Origin of the sequence: Microcoleus sp. T2B6 (genome assembly GCF_036700475.1) — a bacterium.
In the GTDB taxonomy this organism is placed as follows: Bacteria; Cyanobacteriota; Cyanobacteriia; order Cyanobacteriales; family Microcoleaceae; genus Microcoleus.
In genome coordinates this window covers 1-21,828 of the sequence record NZ_JAUBOZ010000005.1, presented here as the reverse complement: position 1 = coordinate 21,828, position 21,828 = coordinate 1, and the positions used below count along the sequence as shown (strand labels likewise).

General features: G+C 47.0%; 19 protein-coding genes, 1 tRNA gene and 1 pseudogene. 8 read left to right on the top strand and 13 right to left on the bottom strand.

The features are described 5' to 3' along the window. Nucleotides 1–193 precede the first annotated feature (193 nt). The gene (locus tag QUA00_RS03270; RefSeq protein ID WP_333157047.1) at nt 194–685 is read left to right on the top strand and encodes a helix-turn-helix domain-containing protein; all 492 of its coding nucleotides are present in this window, start codon (nt 194–196) and stop codon (nt 683–685) included. A gap of 113 nt (nt 686–798) precedes the next feature. Here the strand turns inward: QUA00_RS03270 and QUA00_RS03265 are convergent. The 4 genes from QUA00_RS03265 to QUA00_RS03250 form a co-directional block, all read right to left on the bottom strand. After that, a tRNA-Glu gene (locus QUA00_RS03265) sits at nt 799–871 on the bottom strand. Between the two features lie 87 nt (nt 872–958). Then, entirely contained in the window at nt 959–2,005 is a 1,047-nt protein-coding gene (locus QUA00_RS03260; protein WP_333408671.1) for a M42 family peptidase, read from the bottom strand. Nucleotides 2,006–2,258: 253 nt separating this feature from the next. Beyond that, nucleotides 2,259–3,434 carry a transposase gene (locus QUA00_RS03255; protein ID WP_333408670.1) on the bottom strand — a complete coding sequence of 392 codons (1,176 nt, stop codon included), beginning with the start codon at nt 3,432–3,434 and terminating at the stop codon, nt 2,259–2,261. Further along, nucleotides 3,343–3,918 (bottom strand): IS607 family transposase, encoded by a 576-nt coding sequence (locus tag QUA00_RS03250; protein ID WP_333147156.1) that lies wholly within the window; start codon nt 3,916–3,918, stop codon nt 3,343–3,345. The genes QUA00_RS03255 and QUA00_RS03250 overlap by 92 nt, the downstream gene beginning before the upstream one ends. A gap of 28 nt (nt 3,919–3,946) precedes the next feature. Here QUA00_RS03250 and QUA00_RS03245 point away from each other — a divergent pair, with 28 nt between their 5' ends. The 5 genes and pseudogenes from QUA00_RS03245 to QUA00_RS03225 all read left to right on the top strand — a co-directional run bounded on the left by QUA00_RS03245 (nt 3,947) and on the right by QUA00_RS03225 (nt 9,273). Then, entirely contained in the window at nt 3,947–4,339 is a 393-nt protein-coding gene (locus QUA00_RS03245) for a hypothetical protein (RefSeq protein ID WP_333408669.1), read from the top strand. Nucleotides 4,340–4,356: 17 nt separating this feature from the next. Further along, nucleotides 4,357–6,078: an ATP-binding protein gene (locus QUA00_RS03240; protein ID WP_333147152.1), complete on the top strand. Its 1,722-nt coding sequence runs from the start codon at nt 4,357–4,359 to the stop codon at nt 6,076–6,078. 51 nt (nt 6,079–6,129) lie between these two features. Next, nucleotides 6,130–6,729 carry an IS607 family transposase gene (locus QUA00_RS03235; protein ID WP_333147150.1) on the top strand — a complete coding sequence of 200 codons (600 nt, stop codon included), beginning with the start codon at nt 6,130–6,132 and terminating at the stop codon, nt 6,727–6,729. Then, nucleotides 6,720–7,986 (top strand): annotated as a pseudogene (locus QUA00_RS03230) (RNA-guided endonuclease InsQ/TnpB family protein). Before QUA00_RS03235 ends, QUA00_RS03230 begins: the two are co-directional and overlap by 10 nt. Before the next feature lie 540 nt (nt 7,987–8,526). Further along, nucleotides 8,527–9,273, top strand: coding sequence for an FkbM family methyltransferase (locus QUA00_RS03225; RefSeq protein WP_333147146.1), 747 nt, complete (start codon nt 8,527–8,529; stop codon nt 9,271–9,273). Between the two features lie 765 nt (nt 9,274–10,038). Here the strand turns inward: QUA00_RS03225 and QUA00_RS03220 are convergent. The 9 genes from QUA00_RS03220 to QUA00_RS03180 form a co-directional block, all read right to left on the bottom strand. Further along, complete coding sequence (locus QUA00_RS03220) at nt 10,039–12,231, bottom strand: diguanylate cyclase domain-containing protein (protein WP_333408667.1); 2,193 nt, start codon at nt 12,229–12,231, stop codon at nt 10,039–10,041. Then, the gene (locus tag QUA00_RS03215) at nt 12,228–12,836 is read right to left on the bottom strand and encodes a chemotaxis protein CheC (protein ID WP_333147139.1); all 609 of its coding nucleotides are present in this window, start codon (nt 12,834–12,836) and stop codon (nt 12,228–12,230) included. The genes QUA00_RS03220 and QUA00_RS03215 overlap by 4 nt, the downstream gene beginning before the upstream one ends. Continuing rightward, nucleotides 12,833–13,210 carry a response regulator gene (locus QUA00_RS03210; protein WP_333147136.1) on the bottom strand — a complete coding sequence of 126 codons (378 nt, stop codon included), beginning with the start codon at nt 13,208–13,210 and terminating at the stop codon, nt 12,833–12,835. Before QUA00_RS03210 ends, QUA00_RS03215 begins: the two co-directional genes overlap by 4 nt. A gap of 237 nt (nt 13,211–13,447) precedes the next feature. Beyond that, entirely contained in the window at nt 13,448–13,978 is a 531-nt protein-coding gene (locus QUA00_RS03205; protein ID WP_333147134.1) for a tetratricopeptide repeat protein, read from the bottom strand. 272 nt (nt 13,979–14,250) lie between these two features. Continuing rightward, nucleotides 14,251–14,607, bottom strand: a complete 357-nt coding sequence (gene rplT, locus QUA00_RS03200) for a 50S ribosomal protein L20 (RefSeq protein ID WP_006634165.1) — start codon at nt 14,605–14,607, stop codon at nt 14,251–14,253. A 19-nt stretch (nt 14,608–14,626) separates the two neighbouring features. Further along, nucleotides 14,627–14,824: a 50S ribosomal protein L35 gene (rpmI, locus tag QUA00_RS03195; RefSeq protein ID WP_006634164.1), complete on the bottom strand. Its 198-nt coding sequence runs from the start codon at nt 14,822–14,824 to the stop codon at nt 14,627–14,629. Between the two features lie 749 nt (nt 14,825–15,573). Beyond that, on the bottom strand, nt 15,574–16,026 hold the full coding sequence (locus QUA00_RS03190; RefSeq protein ID WP_333408666.1) for a retroviral-like aspartic protease family protein: 453 nt from the start codon (nt 16,024–16,026) through the stop codon (nt 15,574–15,576). A 384-nt stretch (nt 16,027–16,410) separates the two neighbouring features. Continuing rightward, nucleotides 16,411–17,448, bottom strand: coding sequence for a pyruvate dehydrogenase (acetyl-transferring) E1 component subunit alpha (pdhA, locus tag QUA00_RS03185; RefSeq protein ID WP_333147130.1), 1,038 nt, complete (start codon nt 17,446–17,448; stop codon nt 16,411–16,413). 28 nt (nt 17,449–17,476) lie between these two features. Next, nucleotides 17,477–18,751 (bottom strand): transposase, encoded by a 1,275-nt coding sequence (locus QUA00_RS03180; RefSeq protein ID WP_333408665.1) that lies wholly within the window; start codon nt 18,749–18,751, stop codon nt 17,477–17,479. A 176-nt stretch (nt 18,752–18,927) separates the two neighbouring features. Here QUA00_RS03180 and QUA00_RS03175 point away from each other — a divergent pair, with 176 nt between their 5' ends. Both QUA00_RS03175 and QUA00_RS03170 read left to right on the top strand, forming a co-directional pair. Further along, a complete protein-coding gene (locus tag QUA00_RS03175; RefSeq protein WP_333408663.1) occupies nt 18,928–19,092 on the top strand; it encodes a hypothetical protein in 165 nt (54 codons plus the stop codon). Between the two features lie 331 nt (nt 19,093–19,423). Further along, complete coding sequence (locus QUA00_RS03170; protein WP_333408662.1) at nt 19,424–21,742, top strand: IMS domain-containing protein; 2,319 nt, start codon at nt 19,424–19,426, stop codon at nt 21,740–21,742. Nucleotides 21,743–21,828 lie beyond the last annotated feature (86 nt).

Here is a 21,828-nt window from a genome sequence, read left to right as displayed (position 1 = left end):
TTGTGTTGATAACTCTGTCCAGCAGACAACTCTACCGCCCAAGCAGTGAGCCTTCCCCCCACTCCAGGTGTAAAATTAATCACTATCCTGCTTTCTTTGATACTAATCTAACTACCCTTAACAAAGAAACTAATAAGCATTAGGAATCGTGTTAGACTTTGATTATAAAAAATCCAGAAACCTATCCCCTGCAATGGCATCCTCTAACGATCGCTTCTCCGAAGCTGCCCGCGACTGGGACTTAGAAACCCTCTACACAGACCTAGCATCCGCTAAGGGAAAGCGGCTCACGCCCACAGAGAAACAACATCTACGGGGTCTACTCTGCGGCTACAGTCCCGCCGAAATTGCCGAAAGGCTCAGTAAAAACCCCAAGGGAATTGCGGTAGATTTCTGTAATACTTTATACCAATATGTAAAAAATCTTGTAGGTAAAGCTGATGAAAAGGTAGAAAACTGGAGGAAGATTTGTGAATGGCTGGAGGACGCAGGATATAAAACTCAGCCATCTCCCGAACCTGAATCAGGTGATTGTTTATCCGCAAAAATTATAATAAAAAAAGCAAATGTAGTTCTTGATAAAAATCAAATCATAGTTGATATAAACCTGCGAATCGTAGCTTCCTCACCTTCAGAGATTCCTATTATAGAAAAGTTCGATATCAATGGCAATGGTGCAAACTAAGGAAAGTGCGATCGAACGCATCAACTTAATGTTAAACCGAATAGCAATAAGGGCGGGCAAAATGCCCACCCCACATACTAGATATCACTTTGATATCAGACTTAAATTTTCAATACCCCCAGGGGAATTCGAATCCCCGTCGCATCCGTGAAAGGGATGTGTCCTAGGCCTCTAGACGATGGGGGCGCGTCGTTGCGTTTGCTTGTGTTCCGCACCTTTATTACCTTAACTAATCTTTCCCAATCTGTCAACTACTTTGCGAAACTTTTTTTTCTACTCGTCCCAAAGCACGTCACAGTAGGCTTTGAGGATGGCGGCGCAATTGCCGATCGCCCCGATATGAGCAATTTCAAAGCCGTGGGTGTTCTGGGTGGGGAAAGCCAAACAAGCGGCGCGGGCTACGTGGCCGAACTTCATGGCGATCGAAGCATCGCTTCCAAAACCGCTAATTACCGCCAACTGCACCTCTACATCGGCTGCTGCGGCTGCTGCGCGCAAGTGGGCGTTTAATCCTTCATCGTAGACTCCGTAGCCGTCCTGAACCAGCAACACCGGGTTTTCGCCGTCACGAATCGGGTATTCCGGCGCCAGAGGGCAAATTTCCAAAGCGATCAGCGCATCCAACGGCTGGCGCTGGGTGAAATACAAAGCTCCGATCGCCCCAACCTCCTCCTTCGCCGACGCTACCAAATAAACATTCACCGCAGGCTCTTTCAAACATTCCGCCAGAGCCAGCAAAATCGCCACTGAAGCCTTGTTGTCCAGAGTGTAGCTCGCGATCCAATCCTTCAACCGCAGCGGGCGCTTGCGGTGCTTTCCCACCACCATCCGCGTGCCCGGTCGAATTCCGGCCTCGGCTAATTCCTCGGCGGTACACTTAGTTTCGATCCAGGCATTTTCCCACTTTAAAGAAACATCTTCCTGCTGAGCTTTCTGAGGAGATTCGTGAGAAACATGGCGGGAACCAAAGCTGAGAATGCCGCTAATTGTTTGCTTGTCTCCGAGCAAATCCACCACGCCTTCGCCGTAAACCCAAGGAAATGCGCCGCCCAATCTGCGGACTTCCACGCGGCCACTCTCGCCTATTGTTTTAACTAGGGCCCCAATTTCGTCTTTGTGGGCGGTAATGGCGATCGACTTTTCGGGATTGCGACCCTTAATTAGGGCGATCGCATTGTCCGCGCGATCGAGCCAAGCATTCACTCCCAGGGCGGCGAATTTTTCCATCAACCGCTGGTTAATTTCCGATTCCGCACCGCTGGGTGAGTGCAGCATTACTAATTCTTCGATTGTTTGGAACAGGCGATCGAACTCTAACATTTTTTATTTTCGTTTTTAGGAGCGAATTTTGACATTAAAGCACATTTACTCACTATTTCCCGGCGGTACACTTAGTTTTAATTCAGGCATTTTCCCACTTGAAAGAAACATCTTCCTGCTGAGCTTTTTGAGGAGCTTACGAATGAAACAATGGGAGGCAGCAAAGGGCCATTGAGTAACAAGATTCATGCGATCGCGTGGATGCGTTGGGCAATCCGTTGGGGTTTCACCGACACTTTTTCGCTAACAAATGCTAACAAACGTATAAGTCAAGAGAGTCTCTCAACAAAGGCGTGTCAACCAATGCCTCGCCCGTGAAAATCCCGCGAGCACCATTTAGATCCCGATCCATCTTCAATCCAGTAGCTACGGACTTGATAGTTCTAGCGCCACCTAGATTTTTGACAATTTCGCCCGTCCATGACACAGTTTTTGAAGTGTAAGCTTCGTTGCCGTCAATCACAAGCTTGGAGTTTTCCCAAGCTTTCCACTTCAGGAAAGTCTTGAACTCGTAATGGCTCAGAGTCAACATTTGTCGCACTGTTTTGTTCCTCAACTTGCGACGTGACTTAGACACCATTTGAGAACTTTCAAAAGTTGGCAGCAGAATTACATCAAAATTATCGACTAAAAACTTAGCCGTTTTATGATGCAGCTCTTTGACCAAATTCTTGATTTTGCAACGAAGCCTGCTGGCTACTTTCTTGAATCTTCTTTTCTGGCGACTGGGAGCTTGAGAAATTTTTGATACTAATCTGTCCAGCCGGAAACATAGTTTTTGGATGTGTAAATTAGAATCTTTTCCTAACCAGCCGTAAGAATTTTCAGAGAAAAATGTCATGAAAGTGCGGACACCGGGATCTAAGGCAACAAGCCGACCTTGGTTTTCGGTCTTGGCTTGTTGCACTTCTTCAGAAACGATCAGGTAATACTCGCCATAAGCCAGCGTTAACCTGCCGTCACTGAAAGTTTCAGGCAGAGTTTCTTTTAACAAACACTTGCCTAGAATCGAATGGTAGACACCACAATCTTTTATAGCCGACTTCGGCACATAGATAGATTGCTTGGTGTCTTTCCTGCTCCGAAATTTACATTTACGGATTTGACCGTCTTTTTTGAAACCCTGTTTAGCCGCCTTGACTGCCGAGCAAGCATCTTTGATGGCAATCGATTTAATTTGGAAAGGTACAGGCTTTGCCCATTCTGGTAAGCTGTTGAGTATTCCGGTTTTGATTGTCATCCAGCTAGCTTTTTTGTCTGGTTCTTGCAGGTATTTGATAGTCGTGTTGTAGACAAAACGACTTACACCAAACCACTGCTTTATCAGTGCTTTTTGTTCAGGATTTAGGAATAGACGGATCTTCCTTGATTTTCTTGCTGTAGCTTCTGAGTCCGTGCATTCGGCAACTGAAGACGTGAAGGATGGCAAGAAGATCGGCGGTGAGTTCGGTTTCTGGGCAGTGAACTGTTCGGTCAAGAACCACGATTTGTCCACCGTTTTGCTGTGCCATGAACTCGAACAATTCAAATCCAAATCGACACAATCTGTCGCGACAGGCAACAACAATCGTGAGCTGTTCGCCGCGCATAAATCTGACCAGTAGGGCTTGCAGTCCTTTCCTTTTGAAATTGATTCCTGAGCCGATGTCTTGGATGATTTCGGCGTCTGGGTACTGTTGCTGCATGAATTCAACTTGTCGAGCAAGGTCGTCTCGCTGCTTGGTTGAACTGACTCGGCAGTAACAAACAATGGCAGTTCCAATTGCACCGCGCTGGTAAGACTCAACATCGTAGAGTCTTTGTCCTGCTTCGTTTTTGATGCTTTTGATCTTGCCTTCATCTGCATATTTCCTTAAGGTGTTGGCGTGCAAACCCAGGAATTGGACTGCTTTTCTGAGTGGTATGTATGCCATTTGCTCATCTTACAGCGTTTGTTAGCAAATGTGGGCATTTGTTGGAAAACTATACACTGTTAGTCAACCCCCCGACAAACTGGTGACGCGAGCAGGAGGCGACCAACTGCAGCCGTTACTGGTGGCGGATACACTGCTGGCTAACAAGGGCTATGATCCAGATCAGCGTGTGATTGACCGCCTCAATGCCGAGGGGAAGACCACCGTCATTTCACCTCGCCGCAATTGCAAGACCCTGCAAACTTACGATGCTGAATTTTACAACGCCCGTCATTTGATTAAGAACTTTTTCCCCAAGCTGAAGCAGTATCAGGGAATCGCGACGCGCTATCACCCTAGGGCGGTGAACTTTCCGGCGTGCGATTCTTCTGGCTGCTGCGGTCATCTGGTTGAATTGATGACACCCCCTAAATTAACTTGACAGCGCCGTAAACTAATATGCCTAACCTCTTGAGCACCTTCTTTTCTAGTAATTTCATTCCTCACGGGCATTGTTACCTCTGGAAACCGGGGTTAGTCTGGCTCCACTTAACCTCAGATGCCTTGACTACCCTCGCTTATTACTCGGTGGCGGTTGCCATTGTTTACTTTACGACTGAGCGTAAGGATCTGCCTGCCCACACGGTGATGCTGCTGGTTGGTTTCTTTTTTATCTTTGCCTTATGTGGCACCACGCACCTGATGGGAATAGTGACACTTTGGCACCCCATTTATTGGGTTTCAGGAGTGATCAAAGCTCTCACTGGTGTTTGGTCTTTCTATACATTCACCTTTTTACTGATTCCCTTAATTCCAGTGGCGCTCGATGCGCCAAGTCCAGCCCAACTCGCCCTTACAAACCAGGAACTAGAAGAGAGTCGCCGCCGTATCCAGGCGATTAATGTGGAGCTAGAGCAACGGGTGCATGAACGCACTGCCCAACTGGAAGCCTCTAATCGCACCAAAGACGAATTATTGATGCGTGAACAAATAATTCGGGCAGACGCTGAGGCCGCCAACCGTGCCAAGGATGAGTTTCTCTCGATTCTTTCTCATGAACTCAGAACTCCTCTCAACGCGATCTTAGGGTGGTCAACGATGTTAAGGCAGAAAAGCCTGAGTGAGGATAAGGTGGCGCGGGCTTTGGAGACGATCGAGCGAAACGCGAAGTCTCAAGCCCAGCTCATCGAAGACATCCTCGATGTTTCTCGCATCATCACGGGTAAACTGCGCCTCCAAGTCCGTCCTGTCAACCTCGTGCCGGTGATTGAATCGGCGATTGAGTCTGTACACTTGGCGGCTGAGGCAAAGTCAATTCGCCTGCAAAGCCGGATCGATTCTGAGGTTGGCCCGCTCTTGGGTGATGCCGATAGGTTGCAGCAAGTTGTGTGGAATCTACTTTCTAACGCCCTCAAATTTACGCCTAAAGACGGGCGAGTCGAGATTCGTTTGCAGCGGGTTAATTCCCATGTTGAAATTACTGTCAGCGACACTGGGGCAGGCATCAGCTCGGATTTTCTACCGTTTGTCTTCGATCGCTTCAGCCAGCACGACAGCACGACCACTCGCAGTTATGGGGGGTTGGGTTTAGGGTTAGCCATTGTGCGTCAATTAGTTGAATTACATGGCGGGACTGTAACGGTAGTGAGTCCAGGGATAGGACAGGGGACGACTTTTACAGTCAAACTGCCCGTGACGATTATCCATCTACCACCCAGCGCTCCAGAGCCCTTAAACTCGATCGTCAAGGCGAATGGGAGGTTTCAGGGCTCATCGACCCTTGAAGGCTTACAAATCCTAGTGGTAGAGGACGAGGCTGACGCGCTAGAGTTGCTGAGTACGATTCTCGCAAAGTATGGTGCTGATGTCATGGCTGTGGCTTCGGTAAAGGAGGCCTTGACCATTATCCAAACCGCAAGCGATCGCAGCCCCGATGTTTTAGTGAGCGATATTGGGATGCCGGATGAGGATGGCTACTCCCTGATCCGCAAGTTGCGTCAACTTGAAGCGCAGCGGGGCGGTAGGCTACCCGCGATCGCGCTGACGGCTTATGCCCGAAATGACGATCGTCAGCAGGCACTATTAGCAGGTTTTCAGATACATTTGACCAAACCCGTAGATGCTGCTGAGTTAGTGGCGGTGGTTGCCAGCCTCACCGGACGTATTGTAAAACTTCATTAACTTTATAAGCAGTAATGAGCGATGGTGGTATTATGTAGTCAGGAGGTCGAAATGAAACTACCTGACTACGCCAAGGCAATAGGCATAAGTTACACCACAGCGTGGCGCTGGTGGAAGGCAAACAAACTGCCACATCCGGCACGGCAGACGGAAAGCGGTCTGATTATAGTTGACTACTTGCCACAATCGCCATCAAGCCAAGTCAAGAAGAACCGAGTCGCTATTTACAGTCGAGTCTCATCTTCAGAAAATAAAGATAACCTCAACCGCCAATCGGAGAGATTAACTGAATATGCCATTGCTAACGGTTATCAAATTGTTAAAAATGTCAAAGAAATTGGCAGTGGATTAAACGACCATCGAAAACAGTTAGAGGCACTACTACAACAAGATGACTACGACATTTTATTAGTTGAACACAAAGACCGTTTAGCTCGATTTGGCACAAACTATCTAGATGTTCTATTACTACGATTGGGAGTTAAGTTAGAAATAGTCAACCTAGCCGAGAATGGAAAAGATGAATTGATGCAAGACTTAGTGGCTATAGTTACTAGCTTTGCTGCTCGACTTTACGGACAGCGACGCGCCAACATAAAAACAGAAAAGATAATTGCCGAATTGAAAGATGGAGATGCTGAATGCAATTAGCAGAAAGGCATATCATTAAATCAACAGAATCCCGTTTCGCGGAAATTGACCAATTAGCTTTCAAATCCAAGAATCTGTACAATGCCGCTAACTACGTCATTCGTCAGAACTTTATTTATGGATGGGGCTATGTCGGTTACAACGAGATGAATCGATTGATGAAGTTTCACGAGGCATACAAGGCTTTACCTGCCAAAGTGAGTCAACAAATCTTGATGGTGCTCGACAAGAATTGGAAATCGTTCTTTGAGGCTTCTAAAGCTTACAAAGCCGACTCTTCTAAATTCACTGGTCGTCCAAAGTTACCAAAGTACAAAGATAAGATTAAGGGGCGCAACCTTCTCGTCTACACGATTCAGGCGATTAGTAGCAAACAATTAAGAAGCGGAATTCTCAAACTTTCTGGTACTGAACTCTCAATTAAGACTAAAATTAACCCTGACCGAATTTGTCAAGTTAGATTAATTCCGAAATGCGATTCCTATGTAATTGAGGTAATTTATAATGAGCCGGAGTCCACCGCTAAGGACAATAGCTTTGCAGCCGGTATTGATTTGGGATTGAATAATTTAGTGGCGTTAACTTCAAATCGACCGGGTTTTATCCCAATGTTGATTAACGGGCGACCATTGAAATCGATCAACCAGTTTTACAACAAGCGCTCTTCACGATTGCAATCCCAATTGAAAGGGAACCGCAAAACTTCACCTCGGATTCAGCGACTAACTCGTTGCCGTAATCAAAAAGTAGACAATTACTTGCATCATGCGAGTCGAATGATTGTTGATATTTTGGTAAAGCAACAAATTGGGACGCTAGTAATTGGCAAAAATGCACAGTGGAAAACCGATATAAACATTGGAAAGCAGACTAACCAAAACTTTGTTAGTATTCCTCATGCTCGATTAATTGAAATGTTGGAGTACAAAGCTTTTTTGGTGGGAATTAAGGTAATCGTGAATGAAGAATCCTACACATCGAAAGCAAATTTCCTGGGTTTAGATCCAATTCCTGTTTACGGAAAAACAGAAAAAGAGCCTGTTTTTACTGGAAAACGGATTAAGCGTTTGTACAAAACATCGACTGGTCAGTTGATTAATTCTGACGTGAATGGCTCGTACAACATTCTCAGAAAAGCAATCCCAAATGCGTTCAGCTTTCTTGATAGGGAGCTGCGTAGTTCAGCCGAGGCGGGTCAATCCGCTTGAAGTAAAAGCGAAAGGGGAGGGACAGCAAGCCTCCCATGTCTGTCTATAAATGACTATACTTTTACCAGCTATAAGCAGGTGCTAAAACCTAGGTGTTCAAGAACAAATGTTGCGTTGGAGAATAATGGGCTTGTTGTCAGCTTGGGGGTGAAGGCTAGCGCTTGTGGCAAATCAAGCTTGTGAGTGTCGTCTCCAGCACAAACGTCTAGTTAACTTACTTGATTCAGGCAAAAAGTCTACTGTGTAAAAGATAGGAAGCACTCTTCAATCGTTGGGAGCAGTCCATCGAACTCTAACATTTTTCAATTCCGTGTTTTGAAGCGTATTTTGACATATATTATTAAAGCAGATGCACTCTCAATTTACTCTTCTTATAAACAAAAAAATAACTCTATGTAATGATATCTAGCGCCTTCTCAACAAACTCGTAATCAGCCGCATTGGTTGACTAAAACTCTCGCATTCAGGTTGAATTCGCAGACATCAACTCGATTTACAAGCGGTGCAAAATGTGAAGTATTACCTTACCTAGAGGCTTTTCCATCATCTCACGTTATTTTCACATTAAAACACATCTCAATCTCTCCCTATGCTTGTCCATAAAATTCAGCAACTGGTGCAGCGCCAAATTCGAGCCAAAAAGTTAGGGATTAAATTTAACAGAGTTGCTAACTTTCAATTGCCCGAACAAGTGATTGTGCAAGGAAAACAGCATCAAGTAAACGTGCCTTCAGAGAAAGGCATGGACGGAGAATTTATAGAAGTGCTTTTAGACGACTGCTACGGAGTCGAGCAATTATCTGAATCGCTGATGACAATTATTGATATTGGAGCCAATGTCGGCTTATTTCCGATTGCTGCGAGGAACAGGTTTCCCCAGGCCGTAATTCACGCCTACGAACCTAATCCCTACCTAGAAAATTACCTTAAACATCAATCTCAAATCGCAAATTTTACATATTTTATGGAAGCAGTAGGAGGCCGAGATGGTAAAGTAGTCCTCGACATTCGCGAAGTTTCGGGAAAAACCCGATCGACAGTTAGCGAAAGTGGCGAAATACCAATGATATCATTTCGCAGGGCGATCGAGCGAATCGGTGGTAGCGTCGATTTAGCCAAAGTAGACTGCGAAGGTGCAGAATGGCTGTTATTTGAAGATCGAGATACTTGGCAACTTGTGCAAAACCTTTCTTTAGAATATCACTTGTGGTCTGGTCACACTCACGCGGAAACCCGACAAATTATTGAAAACTTAGGATTTAGGATCGGAAAGCAAATACCAATAGATAAATGGTACGGCTTGATTTTAGCATCCCGATCCTGCAACCCTCAATGATATAGCAGATGTTGAAGAAAGAAGTTCGGCAACAGATTCGCTTTATTATGATGTAACCGATGCCAGAAAGAAGGTTAATTATTCTGGAGTTGTGGTGACAGGCCAGTTTTTATAAAAAAGAAGAGTACCTCAAAAAAATGAAACAGAAATACCTAATCTTATATCATTTCCGGTTACACCGGAATAATGTTGACGGTTGACGGTTGACGGTTGACTGTTCACTGTCAACCGTCAACAGTGAACTCGAATTTACTATTCCGATGCTAACGGATTTGAGATTAATTGATAATTACTTCCCGAATCGAGTCCCCACTAGAACTTAATTTAATTGGTGTGGTATTCGATAAAAAATATATTGTTAATGGACTTTTTACATCCATTGAAGACCTAGAGTATTTATTAAATCGCCTCTTAAATGAAGGAGAGTTAATGATTAAATGGGGACGAAAAATCACAAAAAAGGGGGAGTGTTGTATCACAGTTTAAATGCACAACAGCTTATCCAACCCATCCTTATATTTGGGTTGATTTATCCTTCATTACAAATATTCCCAAATCCTAATTTATTTATTGCGTTCAACGATTTAATTGATCCAATAAATCAATTCCAACCCTTTTATTTATCTGGATGAGCTGGCTTATTTCTTACTTCTTTAATCCGCAGAGTGACAGAAGAGGGAGATCAGGGTTTGGATCGCGGGCTTACAGTGGCATTTTTTTTGCGGAGTGGTATAACTACTCGGAATCAACAAATATGGCAATTCGTCAAGCGCTGGTGGGAGATGGTAAATTAGTGTTTGGGAGAGAAAAATCTACAGGAAGTATCGAAGTGCCTGTCCCATTCGCCTTGCCAGCAGGATCGGGCTGGTAAAGTTGGATACGATCGCGCCCAAGCCGTTTAGCTTGATAAAGCGCTTGGTCGGCTGCGGCAATCAGAATTTCGGCTCCCGATTCAGATGCAGGAACAATACTCGCTACGCCCAGGCTGAGAGTGACGTACTCGCTCACCTGAGAACCAGCGTGCGGAACCTGCAAAGCTGCGATTGTGAGCTGTATGTGTTCGGCTACGATCACTGCGCCTTGAATCGAGGTATTTGGCAAAATAACGGCAAATTCTTCGCCTCCGTAGCGAGCTACTAAATCGGCGGGGCGATTGACTGCATTGGCGATCGCCCCGGCGACTTGTCGCAAACATTCGTCTCCGCCTTGATGCCCGTAAGTATCGTTGTAACTTTTAAAAGAATCAATATCGCACAGAATTAGGGACATGGGCGTTTGTTCCCGCGCTTGTCTGCGCCACTCCATTTCTAAATACTGATCGAACCGTCGGCGGTTTGCTAGCTGCGTGAGTGCGTCCGAAGTAGCCAAGCGCTCTAACTTGAGGTTGGCCGCTTGCAACTGCTGGTAGAGTTCTGCTTGCTTGATGGCGATCGCCAACTGGGTGGCCAGAGAAGACAGCAACTCTACTTCCAACTGCATCCACTGCCGGGGACTGCACTGGTGGGCCATCAGCAGCCCCCATAACTCTTCTCCTTGCACTAAAGGCACAACCAAATAAGCTCTCACCGCGAATTGTGCGAGCAAGTCAATTTGATATTGCGGCAAATCCGCGGCCAAAACATCGGCGATCGGTCGGATCGCTCGATGTTGGTACGCTTCGAGATAGAACTGGTCAAAACAGAACTTTTCCAGGGTTTCCCCCAACATCGGCTTGCAGTTGGCAGCTACAGATTCCACTGTTACCGCCCCCGTCGCCGGGGTGGCGCAGACACTGCCCGTACAGGGGTTGAAGCGGACGATCATCACTCGATCGGCCTGAAGGAACTGACGCACTTCTGTCACTGTCGTGCTGAGCACTTCACCCAAATCCAGAGACTGGCGGATATGCTGAGTAATCGTCGCCATCAGCAGTTCTCGTTCGTTCTGCTGCCGCAGCGCCTCTTGTGCCCGTTTGTACTCGGTGATATCTTGAGCGGTGCCGAAAATTTGTTTGGGGCAGCCGTCGGCTGTGCGGGCGAAAACTTGGTCGCGGCAGCGAAACCAGCGCCATTCGCCCGATCGATGTTTGAGCCGATACTCCAACTCCAAAATATGCCCGTCTTGAGTCGAGGGAAATTTTTTCTGGTGGGCTTTGAGCCTCGGCAAATCTTCTGGGTACACCAAACTCGAGTACAAAGCAGTTTGCATCTGTAAAATTTCTTGGGGAGTGTAGCCCAGCAATTTAGAAGCTTGACCGTTGACGTAGACGTTGCGCCGTTGGGTCAAATCGTAGATGTAGAGCAAATAAGGCGCCGCGTCAGCAATTTGCTGGATGAAATGCTGGCTCGATCGCAATTCTTCCTCCACCCGCTGACGCACTTGCACTTCTTCCACAGCTTGATCCCGCATTGTGCGGTAAGCTTGGATGCGATGGGTGAGGTCGGTCACGTCTTGAATCACCAGCAGCGCGTAGAACGATGGGGCATTGACCCCCGGCCATATTGATGACGAAGCTGAGGGTGGAGATTCCCTAGACACAAAAGCACTTCTTGATGAGCCGACTCCGACACTACCCTCTGATTCCAACTCAAGAGTATGGAGAACCCAGTCTCTAATCTCCTGTTCTTCTATGCCAGCCTCTAGGGCCGGCACAGCAGTCACAGTAGTTTGCTGAATTCGCTGCTGGCCGTCTTGCCAAGTTGCCGGAATCAGGTGTTTGTGAATTTGAGAAGAAAAAATTGTTGGCGGGCCTCCTGCAAAGATTTGCTTGAAGCGAGTGGCGTACTTTAACTGACTCAGGTGAGGAAAATGGGTTGTGATCTTTGTTCCCAATATTTGGCTGCGGGGAATTTTAGTCCACTCTTCCAGACAAGTGTTCCAAAACAGCACCACAAAATCATCTTGCAGCAAGCAGGCGCCGACTGGTACGCTGTCGAGAACCCCAAACTTTTCCTTAATACTTTTGCTCTCCTCAATCATAGACCCCCGGCAAGTTGATTGATAGCAGTCAACAAGGTGTCAAAGGAATTAACATTGAAAATAAGAATGATATCTCCTTCAATGTGAAGCCTTTCAATCATGAAACTGGTCTGGGCTAATAAAACAACTGTATCAGTAGCTAAACCGCCAGATATCAGCAAACTAGCAATCGTCCCTTCGCTATAAGTGGGAATTGAATAGTTCAGGCGCTGCTGAAGTACGTTGCTGATTGCACCCATGACCCCATTAATTACAATATTTCCCACTTCACTTAGCGTACCAATTTTGACTGAATCGAGATCCTGAGTTCCAGCTTCTTCCCCTGTAAGCATTGTCACCAGCAGGGCAGCGCTGTTTGTGGGAAAGACTAGCTGGGCAATGCCTCCAAAGGAGCCTGTGAATTTGAGCTGGACAGCGGCGATTTGCTCGCCGTTGAGGTGTTGCTCTAACTCTTGTTCCACGTCGATGGGAGTCAGGATTTGAAGGTAGGGGATTTGCAAGCGAATCGGGGAGTCGATCATGTCGTTCAAAACCCCTGCGGCTTGACCGATCCCGATGTTGACGAGTTCCTGCAAAGCATCGAGCTGTCGAGTGCTTAATTTCATTGTGTGCTCTCCTCGCTGACACTAAGAGCTTTTTTGATCCACCCGATTAGTTCGTCTGAGTTGGGCATTTTGTGAATGACTGCCAGGGCTCCGAGTTCCATGCACTCGGAGCGGGTGGTTGCTTGGATGTCTGCGGTAATTACGATCACTGGAATTTTATATCCTCGATCGCGCATGGCTTGCAGGACTTCCCTACCTTCCATCTCCGGCATCAGCAGATCTAAGAGCATACAGTTTGGGGTTTTAGTGCCGAGCAGTTCTAGAGCTTCTGGGCCGCTGGATGCTTCCCAAGTCTCGTATCCTTCTGCTCGCAGGATTTTGCAGATTACCCTGCGAGTCAACCACGAATCTTCGACAACGAGAATTGATGTCACTACGTTCTCCTCCTTCTATTGTTTAGGACTGACCGGCGTTGCAGGTACTGTTTTTATCTTGACAGTAATTTAAAGTGCTGGGACGGTGTGCGATCGAGCGTCACTTGGAATTCCTGTTCTTAAAAACTAACGCATTAATGTGTTGGATAGTTTAGTATCTTGGACTATGTTAAGAAAAAACCCGGTTTCTGAATGAAACCAGGTTTGCGGGATCTCTATTGCTCCTAACAGGGGCGCTCAATTATAGATTACCAAACGCTTCCGAAGGGACTCTACTCGCTGTTTGGCCGTGGTATTGTCTGGATCGCAGGCGAGAGCTTGTTCGTACATTTCCAAGGCTTGAGCTGTTAATTTCTTGCGCTCGTAGGCGTGACCCAGATTATTGAGAGATGTAACGTATTCTGGCTGCAACTTCAGGGCTTCTTTGTACTGGCGGATCGCGATGTCGTACTGTTCTTGGCCGAAGTGTGCAAAACCGAGGGCGTTGTAAATAACAGCTTGATTTTCTTCGCCTTCTAAGTCTTTGGCTTTCAGGGCTTTTTGAAACAGTACGATCGCCTGGGAGTAAAGCTTCTTATCTAGATAGATACTTCCTAATTCGTAGTATTCCTGTGCTGTTCCTTTTTCTACTGTCAGCTTATTTTCTAAGCGTTCCAGAGACATTTCCAGCTTCCGAGTTTTGAGAATCTGGCGCACCACAAACCAGGAACTGCTGCCGAGTATAGCGAGCAGGACTGTCAGGTAAACAATGAGCAAATTACTATCCATGTTTTTCTTAAATTTAGGTATGTCTGTGGAAGGTTTTATTTATTTTAAGGCGCTAGCAATCTCTGAGATTTGCCTCTGTAACTGTATAAAAAACAAGGAAATAGCGATCGACCGGCCCGATCGCGATTTCTGAAAAAGCAAAAATCCAGAAGTAAGAACAAAGAAGGAAACTTGGTCTCAACCTCCTCAATTCATCAGGAGTTTTCCTTCTCTGGCAGACAGTTAAATCTTTCTTACTTCTGCTTTGTGCATTCTGAAAATCAAGCTAGATTTCAGGCTCCGGCTCGATTAGCCATTTCCACGACTTTACCGAATGTTGCCGGGTCAATGATCGCCATTTGTGCCAGCATTTTGCGGTTGATTTCGATGTTGGCTTTCTTCATGTTGCCGATCAGTCTGCTGTAGCTCGTGCCGTGCTGGCGCGATGCGGCATTGATCCGAGCAATCCACAGGCGGCGGAAATCACGTTTGCGTTTTTTGCGATCGCGATAACCGTTACGCAGGGCCTGCATCACCCGTTGGTTAGCTGTGCGGAACTGTTTCGACTGTGCGCCTCGGAAACCCTTGGCTAATTTGAGAATTTTTTTGCGGCGCGCTCTGGCGACATTACCGCGTTTTACCCGTGTCATCTTTAATTTCCGTTAAACTTTACAAGTATGGAAGCATTAACCGCACGTTAGCATCGTTGGTTTCGTCGATGACGACCAGCTTAGATAGACGGCTTTTGCGAGCTGAACTTTTGTGCTGTAGCAAGTGGCTTTTGTAAGCTTTACGGCGCACAATTTTACCGCTGCCGGTCGCTCTAAAGCGCTTTGCGGCTGCTTTGCGAGTTTTGAGTTTTGGCATGAACTGGTGTTATTTGGACACAAGCTTATACCGTATCACGTTTGTGCTACTTTCTGCAAGGGAGATTTGCCGGTTGGGGGTGGCGCTGCATTTCCTGCGATATACAGGATGGGCGATCGGGTAATCTTGCGGTAGTTTGCGGTAGTTGACACCTGGTATAAAATGTTATACCGCAGTTGCGGTATCATTAAGCGTTGATGAAATTCAATCTCCCAAAAATTTAGTTCCACAGGTTCCGGCGAGCCGGGCCGTACCTTTCTCGGTCGATTTATTTCGCAATAATTAAACCATAAGCTGTCGCGCCTTTAAATTGCATATTCAGGGCGGGCGGGACGCCCACCCCACAAGAGTTAGATTGTTTTTTGACAGACAATTTAAATGCAGAACAGCTTAAGTTTCTTGACCACGAATTTCAAAGGTGGTACCCGCCACGTGATTTATCCGTGGAATCAATCCAAAATCGAAAATCGAAAATCCTCAAGCCCCCGCATTTATCCGTGGGGTCGCCTCTAAAATCTAAAATCTAAAATCTAAAATCGATTGACTGACTTTGCAGCCACATATTCAAGTTTTGAGTTTAATCATTACCAACTACCATCAGCTATCAAACAATTTAATACGAATTTAATAACTGAATTATATACTTATATAACACGATATATTTTAGCTATTTAATTAATAAATACTAAAAAAGGTTCAAGGCGGTTGAAACCCCATAAATCAAGCAGGTATTTAAGCGGGATGGAGTATTAAACTCTCAATACAGGTCTTTCGGGATTTTCGGGATTGGGAACTAGACGCTGATTTTTGCAATCTACCAGCAAATCTAAAGTTTCTAACACTGTTTGACCGATGAGTACCATATCGCCTAAAACCATTGCCGCCTCAATTGTCTCGCGCCCTTCTATTTCAATGATAACAGGCTCAGTCAATCCTACTGTTTCTTGTCGGCCATCAGCATATTTTGCTATTTCCTGACTCCGAATTCTTAAACCGAGCTGCTCTACTACATCCGCAGGTAACGCAGTTCTGACTGCGCCACTATCTATCAGTGCTTCTGCTTCGTATACGCGCAACAGAGTTGGATTGAGCACTCCTCGGCTCACTAAGGCTTCATCAATGGCATTCGTTAGCTTGACTTTGACTCGAACTGCACCCATATTTTTGCTGGCTTGAGTTAGATCGCGATCGAGATTTATCATATCGCCTCTTTTCGTCTAGAAAGTCTACCTTTGATTCTAGCCCTAATTTATGGTTGTAAGGTTCGCACTGCACACCCTACAAGTAAAGTTTGTACGTAAGTCTTATATCATTTCCGGTTACACCGTAATTATGTTGACGGTTGACGGTTGACTGTTGACGCCGTGAACAGTGAACAGTGAACAGTGAACAGTGAACAGTGAACAGTGAACTCGGATTTACTATTCCGATGCTAACGGATTTGATATTACAGCGTATTTCTGGTTTAGGAAGTGCAGTAGGGACAAAGGCTTTCGCCGTGTCCCTACGGGGATATATCACTCTTGTGGGGAGTAGGGGTTGGGCATCCTGCCCGCCCTAAACATACAAGTTAAATGCACAACAGCTTACTCATCTTCTGCATAGATAAACCGATACAATTCGCTAGGATCTGGCTCGGCACTTTTCTCAGCAAAATCCACTGCATCGTCAATTACTGCTTGAATTTTATTATCGATCTCTTTCAATTCTTCAGCAGTCGCCAAAGTTCGATCGATCAACTCAGCAGCCAACTTCTTAATCGGATCGCGGGGGAACCAATATTCCTTCTCTTCCTTAGAACGCAACTCATCAGGATCGGCCAAAGAATGGCCGCGAAAGCGATAAGTCAAAGCCTCAATCAAAGTCGGCCCCTCGCCGGCTCGCGCCCGCGCCACAGCTTCCTTCGCCACTTCCCGCACCGCCAAAACATCCATCCCATCAACCTCAAAACCAGCCATGCCAAAAGCATGAGCCTTCTTGTAAATCAGCGGGTCAGAAGTAGCTCGCTCGTGGGCCATCCCGATCGCCCATTTGTTGTTTTCCACAACATAAATAATAGGCAACTTCCACAAAGCCGCCATGTTCAAACACTCAAAAAACTGCCCGTTATTTGCAGCACCATCGCCAAAAAAACAAGCAGTCACGCCATCGGAACTCTCGTCCCCCAAAGCTTCGCGGCGGTACTTGGATTGAAAAGCCGCCCCCGTAGCTACAGGAATCCCCTCAGCCACAAAAGCATAACCTCCCAACAGTCGGTGTTCCGCCGAAAACATGTGCATCGAACCGCCGCGGCCTTTCGAGCAACCAGTTTCCTTCCCGAACAACTCCGCCATTACCTCCCGCGCCGGGACGCCCGCGCTCAAAGCGTGAACGTGATCGCGGTAGGTGCTGCTGACGTAATCAGTGTCATCCCGGCGCATCGATCGAATCACGCCAGTAGACACAGCTTCCTGACCGTTGTACAAGTGGACAAAACCAAACATTTTGCCCCGGTAGTACATCTCAGCACACTTGTCCTCAAAATAGCGCCCCAAGACCATATCCTCGTAGAGCATCAAGCCCTCATCCCGAGAAATGGTGACGCTTTGCGCGTCAAAAACTGGTAAAGTCCGTTCCTGAACCATAAATAATTAATAGGTGGCAAAAGTATAGTCATTTATTGCATATGACATGGGAGGCGTCAAGTCCCTCCCCCTTCACTTTCACTTTGAGCGGATTAACCCGCCTCGGCTGAACTACGCAGCTCTCTATCCCATTGCTGAAGGCATTTGGGATTGCTTTTCTCAGGATGTTATACGCAGCATTAACATCAGAATTAATTAATTGACCGACTGATGTTTTGTACAAACCTCTCTTGATTCGCTTACCCTGGAACACAGGGTCTTTATCGGTTTTTCCGTAAACAGGGATTGGGTCTAGATTCAGAAAATTTGCGCGCGAAGTGTAAGATTCTTCTTGCACGATCACCTTAATCCCAACCAACCGAGTCTTGTATTCCAACATCTCAATTAATCGAGCGTGAGGAATACTGACAAAGTTTTGATTGGTTGGCTTCCCTAAATCAATCTCGGTTTTCCACTGTGCATTCTTACCAATTACTAGCGTCCCAATTTGTTTCGCTGCCAAATGGTCAACAATTAGGCGACTTGTGTGATGCAAGTAATTAGTGACTTTTTGGTGGCGACAGCGAGTTAAACGCTGAATGCGGGGTGATATCTGGCGGCGTCCTTTCAACTGAGATTGTAACTGTGCTTTACGTTTGTTGTAGAACTGGTTGATTGATTTCAATGGTCGCCCGTTAATCAACAGAGGGATAAAACCCGGCTGATTTGAAGTTAACGCCACTAAGTTATCCAATCCTAAATCAATACTAGCTACAGAGTTGCCGTTACTAACGGGGGACTCCGCTTCATCATAAATCACCTCAATTACATAGGAATCGCATTTGGGAACCAGTCTAACTTGACAAATTTGAGCGGGATTGACTTGAGTTTTGATTAAAAGCTTCGTACCCGAAAGCTTGATAATTCCTTTTCTCAACTGTGTAGTGCTAATCGCTTGAATCGTGTAGACAAGAATGTTTCGCCCTTTAGCTTTATCTTTGTACTTCGGCAGTTTTGGGCGACCGGTGAATTTAGAGGAATCGGCTTTGTAAGCTTTGACCGCTTCAAAGAATGATTTCCAATTCTTATCCAATATCATCAAGATTTGTTGGCTAACCGATTCAGGTAAAGCCTTGTAGGCTTGATGATGCTTCATCAAACGGTTCATTTCGTTGTAGTTGATATAGCCCCATCCATAGATAAAACTCTGACGAATGACGTAGTTAGCGGCATTGTAGAGATTTTTGGATTTAAAAGCTAATTCATCAATCAGTGGGAAACGGTGTTCCGTAGATTTAATGATATGTCGCTCTGTTAGTTGCATCCAGACTCTCCATTCGTAACGAGCGAAACAATTTCATTTAACTCTCCTGACTATAGGATACTACTATTGTTTATTGATGCTTACCATCTTAATGAAGTTTTATAATACCCGACGATCGGCTTCCTAAACATCTAAATTTAAACCCACATCTTGCACCATTCTCCAGAACAGGCAAGATGGCTGTTCCACAAAGAATAGATTTTCTTGTGGAACGGGCCGGAGAGCTCGTTCATAAAAGGCTTATTCACAATGGTGCAACATCTCAGTTTAAACCCAGATGGGACACAACCGCAGCCGAAAACGATCGCACCTTGACTCCGCAGCAGTTCACCAATTGTTAAAATGAGTAGGGCAGGCGGGGCGGATTGCCCGGACTCGGAGAACCAACTCGCATCTAAACCCCATGCACACGAATGATATAATTCCATTACTCTCAAACCCGAAAATGCTCAAGAGTCAAACTACTCATTTAGCGGACGGGCAGTGAGCCTTTCCCTTTTCCTCACTGTAAAACGCTGTAGAGGGAAAAAAAATCAGAGGATCTCTACGGCAAGTCCAACATACCGTGAATGGGGCCGTTGGAAGCCAACACCAGAATTTTTGATTTGGTTTGCGGGAGTATGTCACTTAAGATAGGCTAATTCAGTTGCTAGCGCTTTGGGGAAGTGGACAGTGTTAATTCCACTAGATTACTACCGGATTTTGGGTCTACCGATTCAAGCTACTGCCGAACAGTTGCAGCAGGCTCACCGCGATCGAACTTTACAGCTTCCGCGCAGGGAGTATTCCGAAGTTGCGATCGTCGCCCGCAAACAACTGCTCGATGAAGCCTGCGCCGTTCTGTCAGACTCAGAGGGGCGCAAAGCTTACGATGCCAGTTTTTTAGCCAAAACTTACGATCGAGAGTCGGAAGCCGCACAGGAAGCCAAGCACCAGAGGTCAAAAACCTCAGCAGGCCCGGCCACAATCCTGCAGGACGCAGGAGAAATCGCTCCGGCAGAGTCCAAGGCTTTAGAGGCTGCTCCCGACCCCCACACTCCAAGTATTGAAATCGATGACAACCAATTCGTAGGAGCCCTGCTCATACTGCAAGAACTGGGAGAATACGAACTCGTACAGAAGCTGGGTCGCCCGTATCTTAACAATGGCAGCATCGCGATCGCAGAAGGTCGTTTCGGCGACCCTCAGCTCGTGAGGCCAGATATAGTTTTAACCGTCAGCCTTGCCTGTCTAGAACTCGGCCGCGAACAGTGGCAGCAAGGTCAGTACGAAAATGCCGCAAAATCATTAGAAGCAGGTCAAGAATTGCTGCTGCGCGAAAGCCTATTTGCAAGCGTGAGGGGTGAAATGCAAGCCGACATATACAAACTCCGTCCGTACAACATTTTAGAGCTATTATCGCTTCCCGAAGAAAAAGTCGCCGAGCGTCGCAAGGGACTGCAAATCCTGCGAGAAATGCTTCAAGAACGAGGCGGTATCGACGGTTCGGGAGACGATCGATCGGGTTTAGGAATAGAAGACTTCCTCCGGTTCGTGCAGCAAATGCGTAAACACCTAACCAGCAGCGAGCAGCAGGCGCTATTTGAAGCCGAAGCCGGTCGCCCCTCCGCAGTCGCCACTTACCTCTCGGTCTACACCCTGTTAGCCCAAGGATTTGCCGCCAGACAGCCATCGATGATCCGTCGCGCCAAGCTGATGCTGATGCAGCTCGGTCGCCGCCAAGACGTTCACCTGGAAAAAGCCGTCTGTTCCCTGCTGCTGGGCCAAACAGAAGAAGCCAGCCGAGCCCTCGAACTGAGTTCGGAAAAAGAACCCCTGGCCTTCATTCGCGAACATTCCCAAGATTCACCCGACTTGTTGCCCGGATTGTGCTTGTACGCCGAACATTGGCTACAAGAAGAAGTGTTTCCCCACTTCCGCGACTTGGCCAACGAGTCAGTGTCCTTGAAAGACTACTTTGCTGACCCGAAAGTACAAGCTTACCTAGAAGCTTTGCCACAGGACGCAGAAACCGCCAACGAATGGGTCGTCGTGCAGCCCCGCGCCGGCAAGCAGCCAGGGCGACTGCAACCGACTGCAGGCCGATCGCCCGCTGCCATACCCGCACAGCCACCCACAGCCAAGCAGGGAGCCAGTACCGTCACCTTGACCCCCGTACCGGGCGACGCTTCTACCGCAGCGTCGGGCGCGAAATCCCAGGCAACGGTGGCCGCGCCTAGCGCTGTTGCCCCCGTGTCTATCCCGATAGCTACAGTGCCACACCCTGCAGAATCGACTTCCAAACATCGCAGACGCCAACATTCAGGGCGCAGCGGAGCAAGCGGCAATGGGCTAAAGGGCGATTTTGCCGATCGAGCGCGCACCAAGGCAGCAGAAATTACCGCCCAAGTCAAGTCCATGCCTCCAAACAGGCTGGCTTTGTTTCTAGTCGCAGGTGTCGTGAGCCTGTTACTTTTGTGGTTAATACTCAGTCTCTTGGCTAGCGCGATGCAAGCCCTATCGGGCCCCCTCCAAGGAGAGCAAGCCCTCGTCCGCCTGGAAGAACCGCCGCTGGAAATCCCTGCCGTGGCCGCGGCCCCAGAGCCGAGCGCTGCAGGCGCAGTGTCGGGAGAAATCAATGAGGTAGCAGCAAAAGACTTAGTTCAAGGCTGGCTATCGGCGAAAGCAGCGGCTTTGGGCCCCAATCACGCTGTCGAAGAATTAAAGCAAGTTCTGACAGAACCGGCTTTGTCTCGCTGGCAATTAATGGCAGAAGCTCAACAGCGTAACAACGCGCACCAGCGTTATGTACACAAGCTGCAAGTTAATGGAGTTACCACAAATCCGACTAATCCCGATCGCGCCCAAGTAGATGCCCAAGTCTCGGAAAAAGCCGAAGTGTTCGATCGTTCTCAACTCGTTTCTTCGCGCAATGAAAACCTGCGGGTGCGCTACGACTTGATCCGCCAAGAGGGACAGTGGCGGATTATGGATTGGCAAGTGATTAAGTAAGGAATTGTTCAGTTGACAGTTGACAGTTGACAGTTGACAGTTGACAGTTGACAGTTGACAGTTGACAGTTGACAGTTGACAGTTGA

What these genes read in the sequence shown, in the direction of transcription:
- QUA00_RS03270 (WP_333157047.1), top strand. Translation starts at nt 194, where the DNA reads ATGGCATCCTCTAACGATCGCTTCTCCGAAGCTGCCCGCGACTGGGAC.
- QUA00_RS03260 (WP_333408671.1), bottom strand. Translation starts at nt 2,005, where the DNA reads ATGTTAGAGTTCGATCGCCTGTTCCAAACAATCGAAGAATTAGTAATG.
- QUA00_RS03250 (WP_333147156.1), bottom strand. Translation starts at nt 3,918, where the DNA reads ATGGCATACATACCACTCAGAAAAGCAGTCCAATTCCTGGGTTTGCAC.
- QUA00_RS03245 (WP_333408669.1), top strand. Translation starts at nt 3,947, where the DNA reads ATGTGGGCATTTGTTGGAAAACTATACACTGTTAGTCAACCCCCCGAC.
- QUA00_RS03240 (WP_333147152.1), top strand. Translation starts at nt 4,357, where the DNA reads ATGCCTAACCTCTTGAGCACCTTCTTTTCTAGTAATTTCATTCCTCAC.
- QUA00_RS03235 (WP_333147150.1), top strand. Translation starts at nt 6,130, where the DNA reads ATGAAACTACCTGACTACGCCAAGGCAATAGGCATAAGTTACACCACA.
- QUA00_RS03225 (WP_333147146.1), top strand. Translation starts at nt 8,527, where the DNA reads ATGCTTGTCCATAAAATTCAGCAACTGGTGCAGCGCCAAATTCGAGCC.
- QUA00_RS03220 (WP_333408667.1), bottom strand. Translation starts at nt 12,231, where the DNA reads ATGATTGAGGAGAGCAAAAGTATTAAGGAAAAGTTTGGGGTTCTCGAC.
- QUA00_RS03215 (WP_333147139.1), bottom strand. Translation starts at nt 12,836, where the DNA reads ATGAAATTAAGCACTCGACAGCTCGATGCTTTGCAGGAACTCGTCAAC.
- QUA00_RS03205 (WP_333147134.1), bottom strand. Translation starts at nt 13,978, where the DNA reads ATGGATAGTAATTTGCTCATTGTTTACCTGACAGTCCTGCTCGCTATA.
- rplT (WP_006634165.1), bottom strand. Translation starts at nt 14,607, where the DNA reads ATGACACGGGTAAAACGCGGTAATGTCGCCAGAGCGCGCCGCAAAAAA.
- rpmI (WP_006634164.1), bottom strand. Translation starts at nt 14,824, where the DNA reads ATGCCAAAACTCAAAACTCGCAAAGCAGCCGCAAAGCGCTTTAGAGCG.
- QUA00_RS03190 (WP_333408666.1), bottom strand. Translation starts at nt 16,026, where the DNA reads ATGATAAATCTCGATCGCGATCTAACTCAAGCCAGCAAAAATATGGGT.
- pdhA (WP_333147130.1), bottom strand. Translation starts at nt 17,448, where the DNA reads ATGGTTCAGGAACGGACTTTACCAGTTTTTGACGCGCAAAGCGTCACC.
- QUA00_RS03180 (WP_333408665.1), bottom strand. Translation starts at nt 18,751, where the DNA reads ATGCAACTAACAGAGCGACATATCATTAAATCTACGGAACACCGTTTC.
- QUA00_RS03175 (WP_333408663.1), top strand. Translation starts at nt 18,928, where the DNA reads ATGGCTGTTCCACAAAGAATAGATTTTCTTGTGGAACGGGCCGGAGAG.